Genomic DNA, 13,139 nt, shown 5'->3' with positions numbered 1-13,139 from the left:
AAAAAGCCACTTACCTCAAAAAGAAGTAAGTGGCTTCAATATATTTATCACTAAGCGATTAGATTAGACAATCACCTGTCATTTCCTCTGGCTGATCAACACCTACAATTTTAAGAACTGTTGGAGCGATATCACCTAACTTACCGTCTTTGATTTCACCGTCAAAATCTGGATCAACGAAGATACAAGGAACAAGGTTAGTTGTGTGAGCAGTGTTTGGAGAACCGTCAGGGTTCTTCATCACGTCTGAGTTACCGTGGTCAGCAATTACGATTGAAGAATAACCGTTATCTAAACCAGCTTCAACTACAGCTTTAGCACACTCGTCTACTGCTTCACATGCTGCTACTGCTGCTTCGAATACACCTGTATGACCTACCATATCAGCGTTAGCGAAGTTCAAGCAAACAAAGTCAGCATCTCCTTTTTGTAATTCAGGAACGATTTTATCGCGGATATCACGAGCTGACATCTCCGGTTGTAAATCGTAAGTAGCTACTTTTGGAGATGGAGCCAACAAACGAGTTTCACCTTCGAATTCTTTTTCACGTCCACCTGAGAAGAAGAATGTTACGTGAGGATACTTTTCAGTTTCAGCAATTCTGATTTGCTTCTTACCTGCAGCCTCTAATACTTCACCTAAAGTTTGCGTCAAGTTATCTTTATGGAACAATACCTTCACTCCTTCGAATGTCTCATCGTACATTGTCATTGTAAGGTAGTTGATGTTCAATTTAGTCATACCGCCTTCTGGAATATCTCTTTGCGATAATGCTTGAGAGATTTCACGACCACGGTCAGTACGGAAGTTGAAGCAAAGAACTACATCACCTTCTTCGATTTTAGCTACAGGCTCACCATCAACAGTGTTTACCAATGGCTTGATAAATTCGTCAGTGATCCCTTCGTCATATGACGCTTGGATAGCAGCATCGATGTTATCAACTTTAGTTCCTTCAGCATTTACCATTACGTTATAAGCTAAAGCAACTCTTTCCCAACGGTTATCACGGTCCATTGCATAGTAACGACCTACTACTGATGCAATTTGACCTGTAGTTTTAGACATGTGGTCCTCAACGTCAGCAATAAAACCTTTACCAGACATTGGGTCACAGTCACGACCGTCAGTAAATGCGTGAACAAATACTTGATCTTTAGAAAGACCAGCAGTATTTGCTGCAGATAAAAGTCCTTTTAAGTGATTGACATGAGAGTGAACACCCCCGTCTGAAACCAATCCCATAAAGTGAACTTTCTTATTATTGTCTTGCGCATATTGGAATGCGTCTTTTAATTCTTGGATATCAGCAATAGAACCGTCAGCAACGGCATTGTTAATACGAACAAGCATTTGATAAACAACACGACCAGCACCTAAGTTCATGTGTCCCACTTCTGAGTTACCCATTTGACCTTCAGGAAGACCAACAGCAAGACCAGAAGCTTCTAATTTACTGTGCTTGTATTTTGTATATAATGAGTCGATGAAAGGAGTATTTGCCTGCTCAATTGCAGAAACTTTTGGATCAGGACCGATTCCCCAACCATCAAGGATCATTAAGATTGTTTTCTTGTTCATTTTGATAATTTTTTCCGATTAAATATTCAGTAATAACGAATGCGCAAATATACATCAACTATGTAATCTTATAAATGATATTCATCACACTAAATACCTTTTAAAAAGAATATTAGTAATGAAATAACTATGATTAAATCAATTCTTTTAAATGAAAACAATTAACACATTCAAACAGTTATAATATCTATAAAACAATCTTTAAATAATACAATTTTATTCGGCTTATTTTTCTTAAATTGTAAAAAATGAACCGAACCTTCTATCTACTTAACCCCTAGTCAAATGAAAAAGCTTATCTCTATTACTCAGGTCCTTATAATTACAACTTGCTTCTCCTTTATTTCGTGTGAAAATGCTGAGTTAGCGAATACTGCAAATGCAGTAGCCGGAAATTATCAAATAACTAATATTTCAGCGAAAACCAATCAAGGACAAGCCACTGTTCAACACAATCCAGAATTTGATAAAATTATTATCTCGGCTACAGATGAAAGAACTGTAAAAATTGATGTGATTGTAACTACGGCAAAAGTTTCGATTGGTACTTCAAACGCTAATTTATTACAAACTATATATCATGATGTAAGCGTTGAGGGTAACAATGAAAACAATACCTTCACTTTGACCAAAACAATCAACATGGATAATAACGCTACCCTTGTAGGTCATGTTAATAGCAACAGCGAATTAATGCTTGAGTATAAAATATCTGGAACTGAATTATTTTCTATAACAGCATATAGACCTTAAATAATTATTTATTTAAAAAAATAATAGCATAGATTTTGTTTAACAACATTTAATAATTGTCTTTACAGTAATCTCATATTGAATGAGGTTACTTTTTATTTTTTTAATCTAATTTTGACTTCACTATGAAATTAAAAGTATTGTTTGTCTCGATTCTATCGTCATTAATGTTTTTCTCTTGTTCAGATGATGTAATCAATGACTTAGTTGATTCTGTCATCAGTTTTGGTGATGCAAAAGCAACGGTAGACGGAACTGAAAAAGATTTTAGTAACTATGCTGGCTATAGAGTTAGTGGTAATTCAACAGCTCTTTATTTTGCAGATTTTGAATTTAAAGTAACTGAACTTGATGTTAAAGGGCATGCTATTTTAGGATTCATGCACACTGACCTTTTTGATACATCAGAAGGAGTTGAAATCAATCTTTCTAATGCTCCAGGAATTGCTACAGACCCAATTAAAGGTTTAGGTGGCGCTTTATATCTTACTAATGTTTCTGCTCAAGATTTATATGATTTGGTTGTTGAGTATAACAAGAATCAAAATATACAGGCGGTTATTCAGCTTGCTGGACAAAAAGATGTAGTAGTACAAAGAGCTACTGTAGTTGATATTGTTACTAATCTAGATATTGCTGGTAATATCACATTCAAATTCTCAAAAATTGCTGATGATAAAGCTTCAGGAACATTTAGTTTCAAAGCATACAGCGATGATGGTAACGTTGAAGTAACTAACGGTACTTTCACAGATACACCAATGGATACTTTCGATTTCAGCAACTAATCAAAAGATATCTTACACATAAAGAGCTTATTACACCCAATAAGCTCTTTTTTTTATACCCTATTTTTAGTAAATTATGGTAAGCCCCAATACTAACCCTTACCATTATGTACTTACTCATCTTCCTTTCCTTTATCCTTTCTCCAATTTTATCAAACAGTAGCTCTGAGAAAAGAATTGCTGAATCTAAAGTGTTTTTTGAAGTCATCAATCATCAAGCAGAAAATATGGATGACATTCCTTTAGAGATTTATCAAAAAGATCAACTAATTGCAAAGTTTTACACTAAAAAACTTACAGCCATTTCTCTGCCTGTAGAAGACTACCAATTCAAAGTATTTTACTGTGATGATACGTATACTATCAATACTACCCTCCATAAAAGTCGACATCATTTAGTGTTCGTTTTGGATGAAAAACCCTGCAATGAACCATTACTTTTACTGAAATAAACCGTTGCCTCATATTTATTAGCTTAAATTTATTGTGTACTCCCTCATATCGTTTAATTTCGCATTCTAAACGCTTATTTCAAGAGAGTCTTTTCTCTCTACAAGAAACTAAGTGATGTACAACTGAAGATATAAGATTTAAATAACAGGATGGGAACGCAAACAGAATCGAAGTTGACGTTATCTAATCGTTTTGATAACATCACTGAATCTGCCACTTTAGTGATGGCTGTAAAAGCAAGAGAATTACAAGCTAAAGGGGTGAATGTAATTAAGTTGAACTTAGGTGAGCCTGATTTTCCAACGCCACAATACATTCAAGATGCTGCGAAGGAAGCAATCGACGAAGGAAAATATTTTTCTTACCCACCTGTTCCAGGCTACCCAGAATTAAGACAAGCCATTGCTGATAAGCTAGATAGAGAAAATAACTTATCTTACAAAGCAGAAAATATTGTGGTTTCTGCTGGAGCAAAGCACTCTGTAGCCAACGTAATGTTGAGTATCTTAAACCCAGGTGATGAAGTGATTGTATTCTCTCCTTATTGGGTATCATACACTGATCAGATTCACTTAGCTGGCGGTACTCCAGTTATCCTTTCAGGTAGTATCGAAAATGACTTTAAAGTTACTCCAGAAGAATTACGTGCTGCAATCACTCCTAATACAAAAGCTATTTTATTTTCTTCTCCTTGTAACCCTACAGGTACTGTATTTACAAAAGAGGAATTAAGAGGTATTGCTGATGAGGTAGTGAAACACGATAACATTTACATCGTTTCTGATGAAATTTACGAATACATCAATTTTGGAGGCAAACACTTTAGCATTGCACAATTTGATGATGTAAAGGACAGAACAGTCGTTGTGAATGGTTTTTCTAAAGGTTTTGCCATGACGGGATGGAGAATTGGTTATGTTGCAGCTCCACTTCACTTGGCTAAAGCTTGTACTAAAATCCAAGGTCAGGTCACTTCTGGTATCAATACAATTACCCAAAGAGCATGTATTGCTGCTTTAAAAGGTGATAGTACTTCAGTTATTAAAGAAATGCGTACTGCTTACTTGAGAAGAAGAGACCTTCTTAAATCGATGCTAGACGAGATAGAAGGAGTAAAAACAAATCTTCCACAAGGTGCATTCTACATCTTCCCAGATTTCAGTGCTTTCTTTGGTAAGTCATTCAATGGTGAGGTAATCAAAGACTCTTCTGATTTATGTATGTTCTTCTTAAACGAAGCACACGTATCTACAGTGGCAGGTGCAGCGTTTGGAGCACCAAACTGCATTCGTATTTCTTATGCTGCTTCTGATGACGAATTAGTTCAAGCAGTAAAACAAATCAAAGAAGCTCTTAATAAGTTATCATAAATTCAACGTCAGTTTAATGTATTCGTACATTAAACTGACTTTTTTCTTTTGAATAGATCAAATAATAAACCCATGAGTATAAGAGAAGCGTTAGACAAATTTAATGGCCTCAAAGCATTAGTCATTGGCGATGTGATGATAGACTCCTATGTATGGGGGAATGTCGACAGAATCAGTCCTGAAGCTCCTGTGCCAATCGTTAACGTGAAAGATAGAGAATCCAGAATGGGAGGAGCTGCCAACGTAGCAAAGAACCTTCATTACTTGGGTGCTGAACCTATCTTATGCTCTGTAGTTGGTAATGATGGTAGTGCCGATACTTTTATGAATCTTTGCGATTCCCTTAATATCTCAAAAGAGGGAATTATACGTTCTGAAAATCGTATTACTACAATAAAACACCGTGTGATTGCAAGTGCACAACATGTACTAAGAATCGACCACGAAGACGATGCTCCTTTAAACGCTAAGGATACCGATCTTCTATTTGACAACATCAAGAAATTAGCAGATGATGCTGATGTAATTATTTTTGAGGATTATGATAAAGGGGTACTTACACCTGAATTAATCTCGAAAGTCATTCAGTTAGCGAAAGAAAAAAATATTCCTACCACTGTCGATCCTAAGAAAAGAAACTTCTTATGTTATGAAGGTGTCACTCTTTTCAAGCCTAATCTTAAAGAAATGAGAGAAGGTTTAAAATTCGATTTTGATGGAGATGTGATTGATGAGGTGAAAGCCGCTACTAAAGAATTAAAGTCAAAAATGGATAACGACCATACCATGGTCACTTTATCCGAACATGGAGTATATATTTCAAACCATCAATCTGATGTTCATATACCTGCTCATAAGAGAGAAATAGCCGATGTTTCTGGTGCTGGTGATACCGTAATTAGTATTGCATCTTTGGCGTTAGCAGTCGGTTTACCAATGGATCAAGTGGCTGGATTGGCTAACCTTGGCGGTGGATTGGTATGTGAATCTGTAGGTGTAGTACCTATCAATAAAGAAGCATTGTTGGAAGAGGCGGAAAGAAAACTTTAATATGATTTCTAAAGAAGAAAAAAAGAAAGCATTTAAAACCACATGGTTGAGCATCATCGGGAATATATTCCTCACTGCAGTGAAGGGAACTGTAGGTATAATAGGTAATTCCCAAGCCATGATTGCCGATGCCATCGAATCTTGTGCTGATATTATTTCTTCTTTTGTCGTTTTAGCTGGATTAAACTTTTCTACCAAGGCCCCGGACGAAAACCATCCGTACGGTCATGGTAAATTTGAGCCTATTGCTACATTTATCACTATAGGTTTTCTGGTTACTTCAGCTTTAATCATTGCCGAACAAAGTATCACTCGCATCATAGAAGGTACAACAGAGTCCCCTTCCCAATATACGTTGATTGTTTTGGGTGTGATCATCCTTATCAAATACTGGTTGTACAAATTTGTAAAGAAAAGAGGCAAAGTTCTCAACTCTTCTTCATTGGAAGCAGATGCTGGACACCATCGAAGTGATGCAATGATTTCACTTTCTGCTTTTATTGGTATAGCTGTCTCTATTTTTGGAGGCGATGGTTATGAAACAGCTGATTCTTGGGCTGCACTTTTTGCAGTCGGAATCATACTTTTTAATAGTTATTTATTGTTTCGTCCTGCTTTTGGAGAAATCATGGACGAAAATCTGTACGATGATTTTATCGATAAGGTAAAGCAAGAATCTCAAAAGATTGAAGGAGTTATTGCTCCGGAAAAATGCTTTATCAGAAAAATGGGTTTTAAATTTTACGTAGATCTTCATATTATTGTCGACGGCGAAATCTCGGTGAGAGAAGGTCATGACATTGCCCATAACGTAAAAGATTCTCTTAAAGCCGACTTCAACGAAATAGCAGATGTGTTGATTCATGTAGAACCCACATCAAAAACATAAAATAAGCAACTCTATCATAGAACTATGGGGTTAAAATCTTTTTTAAGTAAGCCATTTGCTGCTTACGTTGTCAAGAAACAAACCGAGTGGGTGCAAAACCCTTCTCGAGCTCAGGATAAGGTATTCAATAACCTTATTGAAGTGGGCAAAACTACTGCTTTTGGCAAAGACCATCATTTCGCAGATATCAAAAACTACGAGGACTTTAAAAAGCATGTCCCTATTGTCGATTATGAGCAACTTCGTCCATACGTCGATAGAATTATAAAAGGTGAAAGTGATATTCTTTGGAGAGGAAAACCCGCTTATTTTGCAAAAACCTCTGGTACGACTTCAGGAGCAAAATATATCCCTTTAACAAAGGATTCTATCCCTAACCATATCAACTCGGCTAGAAATGCCATGTTGAATTATGTGCATGAAACGGGTAATTCTAAATTTCTAGATAGAAAACTGATATTCCTTTCGGGATCACCTATTCTAGATACTTCCGGAGAAATCCTAACAGGACGTTTGTCTGGCATAGTGAATCACCATGTTCCTGGATATTTAAGAAGAAATCAAATGCCTAGTTATGATACCAATTGCATCGAAGATTGGGAGATCAAACTAGAACATATTATAGATGAAACTCTCGCTCAAGATATGTCATTAATCTCAGGTATCCCACCTTGGGTACAGATGTATTTCGACAGAATTCAGGAAAGAACGGGAAAAAGTATCAAAGAGGTATTCCCAAATTTTGAGATGTTTATTTACGGAGGAGTAAACTTTGAGCCTTACCGCAAAAAGTTATACGACTCTATTGGAAAAGATATTCCTTCTATCGAATTATTCCCTGCTTCTGAAGGATTCTTCGCCTTCCAAGATTCTCAAGAAGAAGAAGGTCTTTTACTACAATTGGATTCTGGTATTTTCTATGAGTTTATTCCTTCTGAAGAATACTTTGATGAAAACCCAACAAGATTAAGAATCGAAGATGTAGAAGTGGGTAAGAACTATGCTTTGATTATTAACTCAAATGCAGGTTTGTGGGGTTATTCTATTGGAGATACAGTTAAGTTTGTTTCTAAAGATCCCTACCGTTTGATTGTATCGGGGAGAATCAAACACTATATTTCTGCCTTTGGCGAGCACGTGATTGGAGAAGAAGTGGAAAAAGCCATGAAACATGCTTTGGAACAATTCCCAGAAGTTAAAATCACAGAGTTCTCCGTAGCACCACAGGTAACTCCTACCGACGGACTACCTTATCATGAGTGGTTGATCTCCTATGAAAGTGAACCAAACAACCCTGAAGAATTTGCACTTTCTATAGATAACAAACTTAGGGAATTAAATACCTATTACGATGATTTAATTACCGGAAGCATTTGTAGAACACTTGTGATTACTCCTTTACAAAGGGATGCTTTCCAACAATATATGAAATCGATTGGTAAGCTTGGAGGCCAAAATAAGGTACCTAGATTATCAAATGATCGAAAAATTGCTGATTTAATCAGTGAATGGAAAAAATAAATTTTGAATCCTTCTAATTATACAATTTGTGTTGTATTATTGGAAGGATTTTTATTTGATTTTTAAGCGACAAATACAAACTAACTAATTGATTAAAAAAATTCATTTCTCTTTAATCATTTATAATATTTTTTTGTAATTTGAATATGCATTCGAAAAATAGCATATTTCAAATGCTAACTACTGTATTGAGACAGTACACTCAAAACCTGACATGAGCAAAAAGATAAAAACGATATTACTTGTTGATGACAACGACACAGATAACTTTATCAATAGCAGAATTATTGAGTTAACAGAATTTGCTGAAGAAATCATCATCAAAAATTCTGGTAAGAAAGCATTAGAATTTCTTCAAGAAAGACTTGATCAAAATGAGACTCTCCCTAGTTTAATCTTATTAGATATCAATATGCCAATTGTTGATGGATTTGTATTCCTATATGAATTTGAAAACTTCGCCGACGAGCTGAAAAATAAATGTAAGATTGCTATTCTTTCAAGTTCTGATAACGAATCTGATATTGAGAGAATCGTCAATAACGAATATGTGATCAAGTTTATCACCAAACCTCTCACAGAAGAGTCTCTTCTAGAAGTAGGTGATCTATTACCTTAAAGTACATTATTAAGAAATCAATATGGGTTAATTGGGATATAACGTTTTAATTATACCCTTTTTAAAAAGGCGATCTTAAACCAATAAGATCGCCTTTTATTTTTCTAATTAGGAATCGCTAAAAATATGGTGATATCATCTCTTTGCTGATAATTATCAGACATCTCTTTTCTTAGATAAGTATCCAATTCTTTTATACAGTCCTTGGTATATTTTAAATAATACCTTTGGAGCATTTCTCTAAACTTGAGGGTGCCAATTTTACCATTGATACCATTCTGGTCTACAAATCCATCAGAATATAAACAGATCATTGTATCCGGTTGAATTTTTAATTTGGTTACTTCGAATCTCCTTTTGCGTTGGAAAGCTCCTCCAATTGATCTATTGGTGGATTTTAATGGGGTAATACCATTTTCGTCTACAATTAAGCCTTTTCCTTTCGCTCCAGCAAATGACAAATTATATTCCTGATCCACATAGGCTACAGAAATATCCATACCGTCCCTATTACCATGTATATCACTTTGTCTTAGCTTATCAAAGAAATAACCATCCAACTGTTCCAATAAAATGGCAGGAGACTCAGGAAGCTCTTCTAAACGATCTAGTGCTTCTAAGCCAACCATGGATAACAAAGCTCCGGGTACACCATGACCTGTACAGTCGCCCACAACCATCAAGGTTTTATTTCCATATTGTCTAGCAAAGTAGAAATCGCCAGATACGTGGTCCTTGGGTTTATACAATACACTTGCTTCAGAAAAAATCTTATCCAGCTCATTTTGCCTGGTCAATAACGCTACCTGAATAGTTTCCGCATAACGAATTGAATCCGTCACCTGATCCATGGATTTTGTAAGCTCCATATGATGTTGCTCTATAGCATCTCTTTGAGATTCTATTTCTTCCTTCTGAGCATTCATCTCTTCGTTGGTTTGAGACAACTCTTCACCGAATTGAATTAATTCATCTGAATTTTGTTTTAGCTTATTCTGAAATGAAGTAGTCTGAATATCGATTGATTTGATATCGTTACTTATGTTCAGTAAAATTCCTAAATCAAATAACCAATTGATAAATAATAAGTGATGATGCTTTAAAGGTACTTCCAATAAAGGACCTCCATGAATTAACTCAATAACAAATAACGAAGAAATGAGTGTTACAGAATAAATTAAAATCAGTCTCCCTTTTTCTTTACCTAGAAACCAATAGGAGGTAATTAAAGTAGTAGCAATCCAAGCTATAGCATGCGATTGCATACCACCTGAAATTATTGAAAAGATAAATAGTGCTGTTATAAGTATAATAATATAATACAGACACAGAGTTTCCCACTTTAACTTCTTTTTGAGAGCAAAAATAAAGGCTATAAATGGTATTCCAGTGGAGGTAATAATTCCTCCTGTAGGGTAATCTAAAATAAAAAATTCAACAAAAGTAAAAAAGACGACAAAAGCCAAACTAAATTTTACCTTCCGCCAGAAACTTTTCTCCTTGTCCATCTCTATCTTATTAGCATAAAGTAGATGATGGCCTCCTAGAGGTGCAGTCATAAAAATTGATTTAAACAGGTCTAAAATTATAGTAACAACAACTTATTATTTAGTAGTAGTAAAATGTTATTTAGTTGTAATCAGTTGCTGATCGATAAGAAATGAATAACAAAAACGCTGACAAAAATTTACATTTCGCTACATTGTTATTTACAATTTAGTTAATAAAAGTTATTAAAGTAACATCGTTTCTTTATGTTGTTTTAACACTTAATCAGACAAGTAAAAAGTATTACAAATGTTCAGTAACAAAAAAAGGTACTTAATTAAGCACCTTTCAATTTTATTTTAAACCGTAGGTATTACGGACCATTTTCTCTGCTACTTTATCAGGTAAAAATCTTTTTGCAAAGGCCAACAATCCTGCATTACCTCCTGACACATAAATTGGAGAAGGTGCTTTCTTCAATATCACATTCATGACTGTATTTGAAATTACGGTAGCTGACTCTGCTTTCGACATACTCGATTTTACACTTTGTCGAATATTATCTGCATATGGGAAGTACTCAGACTCCTCAGAACAGTTAAAGTCCGGAACAATATTCGATGCAATATGATTAGGCTCAACTAATGCAACGTGTACGTTAAACTCCTTCATTTCGCTCCTAAGCGATTGTGTATAGCCTGATAAGGCAAACTTAGTAGCACAGTAACTTGAATAATAAGGAGCAGCAAATCGACCGTTTAATGAACCAATATTTATGATGGTACCCGCTCTTCTTTCTCTCATTTGCGGCAAGATTTTCTTTGTCAATTGAATTAAACCAAAGAAGTTCACTTCAAATAAAAATCTTAATTTTTCAAGACTTGTTTCCTCTACAGGGCCAATTTGCGACTGGCCTGCATTGTTCACTAAAACATCTATTCTTTGATCTTTAATTTCGTTCCAGCATGCATCAATACTTTCTGGAGAGGCAATATCTAAAGCTACATACTGAACTCCCTCCAACTTGTCTTTTATAGTATCTGGGTTTCTAGATGTACCTATAACTTTGTATCCTTTCTCTAAAGCTGACTTTGCAATGGACTTCCCAATTCCGGAAGATGCACCTGTAATAAAGATCGTTTGTTTCATGATAAAATTTTGATTTAGTGCGAATTTATAGAATTCAATCAAATGAAGTAGTAAATCCATCAAATTTTAAAACAAAATATTAGTCATTTTAGTAATATGTGTTGATCTTTATTCTAATTAAGAATACGCATCACATCCGTTCGACTTATTATTTAAATCATACATAACCGATCACATGAAAAACTTTGAATTGTGGAACCCAACACGTTTGGTATTTGGAGAAAATCAATTAGAAAACGTACACAAGCATATTCCTGCAGGTGTTAAGAATATTCTATTAGTATTTGGTGGAGGGAGCATTAAGAAAAATGGTGTACACGAAACCGTTACTTCTGCATTAAAAGACTACAACGTCATTGACTTTGGTGGTATTGAGCCTAACCCTCGCTACGAAACCATCATGAAAGCTAGAGAAGTGGCATTAAAAGAAAATGTAGACTTTATTTTAGCTGTTGGAGGCGGATCTGTTATCGATGCTTGTAAGTTTTTATGTGTAGCTACTCCATATACGGATGGTGACCCTTGGGACATTATCACAAAGCGTTTGGGTAAAGTAGTGACAGAGGCGATTCCTTTTGGTACAGTGCTTACATTACCTGCCACTGGATCTGAGATGAACTCAGGTTCTGTAGTCACTAGAGCATCATCAAAAGAAAAATTAGCTTTTGGTGGTCCATTGTGTTTCCCTAAGTTCTCTGTTTTAGATCCAAGAGTGGTTGCTTCACTTCCTGAAAGACAAATTGTGAATGGTATTACAGATGCTTTCACTCACGTGTTAGAACAATACCTTACTTACCCTGCCGATGCTCCATTACAGGATCGTTTTGCTGAAGGTATTCTTCAAACTTTAGTAGAAATTGGACCTAAAGTGATTCACAATCCATCGGACAGTACGGTAGCAGGTAACTTTATGTTCTGCTGTACAATGGCATTGAATGGTTTGATTCAACAAGGTGTGCCAACCGATTGGGCTACTCATATGATTGGTCACGAATTAACGGCATTGTTTGAAATCGACCATGCACGTACTTTGGCGATTATTGGCCCTAACTTATACCGAGTGATGTTCAACAATAAAAAAGAGAAGTTGGCACAGTACGGCGAAAGAGTTTGGGGAATTACTAAGGGAAGCTTAGAAGAAAAAGCACAAAAAACGATCGAAAGAACTGTTGAGTTCTTCCATTCTATGGGCATCAAAACTAAGATCTCTGATTATACTGAAGATTACTCTGAAGTTGCCAAAACCATTACTTCACGCTTTGAAGAAAGAAAGTGGATGGGTCTTGGAGAAAGAGGCGATGTGACCTTAGAAAAAGTAGAAGAAATTGTAGAAATGAGTCTTTAGTGCTCGAATCTTCATCTATAAAAAAGCGCTTGTGATAGTATTATCACAAGCTCTTACTTTTTATTCTAATCCCTTTTTTCTGGATCTGTAAACAACTTTTGATAGTTGTTATTTTTCTAAAATCATTGCTTC

12 protein-coding genes are annotated in these 13,139 nt (G+C 35.4%); 9 read left to right on the top strand and 3 right to left on the bottom strand.

The genetic code is table 11. The annotated features are described in order from the left end of the window. Positions 1-58 precede the first annotated feature (58 nt). Positions 59-1,582: a 2,3-bisphosphoglycerate-independent phosphoglycerate mutase gene (gene gpmI / locus MY04_RS18215; RefSeq protein WP_066212040.1), complete on the bottom strand. Its 1,524-nt coding sequence runs from the start codon at positions 1,580-1,582 to the stop codon at positions 59-61. Positions 1,583-1,867: 285 nt separating this feature from the next. Between gpmI and MY04_RS18210 the strand changes: the two genes are divergently transcribed. From MY04_RS18210 to MY04_RS18175, 8 genes are all read left to right on the top strand, one after another. Then, entirely contained in the window at positions 1,868-2,335 is a 468-nt protein-coding gene (locus tag MY04_RS18210; protein ID WP_066212038.1) for a hypothetical protein, read from the top strand. 125 nt (positions 2,336-2,460) lie between these two features. Further along, complete coding sequence (locus MY04_RS18205; protein WP_158297765.1) at positions 2,461-3,123, top strand: hypothetical protein; 663 nt, start codon at positions 2,461-2,463, stop codon at positions 3,121-3,123. 107 nt (positions 3,124-3,230) lie between these two features. Then, a complete protein-coding gene (locus MY04_RS18200; RefSeq protein ID WP_066212034.1) occupies positions 3,231-3,575 on the top strand; it encodes a hypothetical protein in 345 nt (114 codons plus the stop codon). A gap of 150 nt (positions 3,576-3,725) precedes the next feature. Continuing rightward, the gene (locus MY04_RS18195; RefSeq protein WP_066212032.1) at positions 3,726-4,946 is read left to right on the top strand and encodes a pyridoxal phosphate-dependent aminotransferase; all 1,221 of its coding nucleotides are present in this window, start codon (positions 3,726-3,728) and stop codon (positions 4,944-4,946) included. Positions 4,947-5,018: 72 nt separating this feature from the next. Continuing rightward, positions 5,019-5,996: a bifunctional heptose 7-phosphate kinase/heptose 1-phosphate adenyltransferase gene (locus MY04_RS18190; protein ID WP_066212030.1), complete on the top strand. Its 978-nt coding sequence runs from the start codon at positions 5,019-5,021 to the stop codon at positions 5,994-5,996. A gap of 1 nt (position 5,997) precedes the next feature. Continuing rightward, on the top strand, positions 5,998-6,885 hold the full coding sequence (locus MY04_RS18185; RefSeq protein ID WP_066212028.1) for a cation diffusion facilitator family transporter: 888 nt from the start codon (positions 5,998-6,000) through the stop codon (positions 6,883-6,885). A 24-nt stretch (positions 6,886-6,909) separates the two neighbouring features. After that, positions 6,910-8,406, top strand: coding sequence for a GH3 auxin-responsive promoter family protein (locus MY04_RS18180; RefSeq protein ID WP_066212027.1), 1,497 nt, complete (start codon positions 6,910-6,912; stop codon positions 8,404-8,406). 214 nt (positions 8,407-8,620) lie between these two features. After that, positions 8,621-9,025 carry a response regulator gene (locus MY04_RS18175; protein ID WP_066212026.1) on the top strand — a complete coding sequence of 135 codons (405 nt, stop codon included), beginning with the start codon at positions 8,621-8,623 and terminating at the stop codon, positions 9,023-9,025. Between the two features lie 104 nt (positions 9,026-9,129). Here MY04_RS18175 and MY04_RS18170 read toward each other — a convergent pair whose 3' ends face one another. Together MY04_RS18170 and MY04_RS18165 are read right to left on the bottom strand one after the other, a co-directional pair. After that, on the bottom strand, positions 9,130-10,584 hold the full coding sequence (locus MY04_RS18170) for a SpoIIE family protein phosphatase (RefSeq protein ID WP_066212024.1): 1,455 nt from the start codon (positions 10,582-10,584) through the stop codon (positions 9,130-9,132). A 283-nt stretch (positions 10,585-10,867) separates the two neighbouring features. Beyond that, positions 10,868-11,662 (bottom strand): SDR family oxidoreductase, encoded by a 795-nt coding sequence (locus MY04_RS18165; protein WP_158297764.1) that lies wholly within the window; start codon positions 11,660-11,662, stop codon positions 10,868-10,870. Between the two features lie 175 nt (positions 11,663-11,837). On the opposite strand from MY04_RS18165, the gene MY04_RS18160 reads away from it, so the two are divergent. Then, positions 11,838-13,007 carry an iron-containing alcohol dehydrogenase gene (locus MY04_RS18160; protein WP_066212020.1) on the top strand — a complete coding sequence of 390 codons (1,170 nt, stop codon included), beginning with the start codon at positions 11,838-11,840 and terminating at the stop codon, positions 13,005-13,007. Positions 13,008-13,139 lie beyond the last annotated feature (132 nt).

The organism is Flammeovirga sp. MY04, assembly GCF_001682195.2.
GTDB classification, from domain to species: domain Bacteria; phylum Bacteroidota; class Bacteroidia; order Cytophagales; family Flammeovirgaceae; genus Flammeovirga; species Flammeovirga yaeyamensis.
This window is presented reverse-complemented; position numbering and strand designations above follow the sequence as displayed.

Bases quoted from the DNA above. Each gene is read 5' to 3' on its own strand.
- MY04_RS18170 (WP_066212024.1), bottom strand. From the start codon at position 10,584: ATGACTGCACCTCTAGGAGGCCATCATCTACTTTATGCTAATAAGATA.
- MY04_RS18210 (WP_066212038.1), top strand. From the start codon at position 1,868: ATGAAAAAGCTTATCTCTATTACTCAGGTCCTTATAATTACAACTTGC.
- MY04_RS18185 (WP_066212028.1), top strand. From the start codon at position 5,998: ATGATTTCTAAAGAAGAAAAAAAGAAAGCATTTAAAACCACATGGTTG.
- gpmI (WP_066212040.1), bottom strand. From the start codon at position 1,582: ATGAACAAGAAAACAATCTTAATGATCCTTGATGGTTGGGGAATCGGT.
- MY04_RS18160 (WP_066212020.1), top strand. From the start codon at position 11,838: ATGAAAAACTTTGAATTGTGGAACCCAACACGTTTGGTATTTGGAGAA.
- MY04_RS18180 (WP_066212027.1), top strand. From the start codon at position 6,910: ATGGGGTTAAAATCTTTTTTAAGTAAGCCATTTGCTGCTTACGTTGTC.
- MY04_RS18195 (WP_066212032.1), top strand. From the start codon at position 3,726: ATGGGAACGCAAACAGAATCGAAGTTGACGTTATCTAATCGTTTTGAT.
- MY04_RS18190 (WP_066212030.1), top strand. From the start codon at position 5,019: ATGAGTATAAGAGAAGCGTTAGACAAATTTAATGGCCTCAAAGCATTA.
- MY04_RS18205 (WP_158297765.1), top strand. From the start codon at position 2,461: ATGAAATTAAAAGTATTGTTTGTCTCGATTCTATCGTCATTAATGTTT.
- MY04_RS18200 (WP_066212034.1), top strand. From the start codon at position 3,231: ATGTACTTACTCATCTTCCTTTCCTTTATCCTTTCTCCAATTTTATCA.
- MY04_RS18165 (WP_158297764.1), bottom strand. From the start codon at position 11,662: ATGAAACAAACGATCTTTATTACAGGTGCATCTTCCGGAATTGGGAAG.
- MY04_RS18175 (WP_066212026.1), top strand. From the start codon at position 8,621: ATGAGCAAAAAGATAAAAACGATATTACTTGTTGATGACAACGACACA.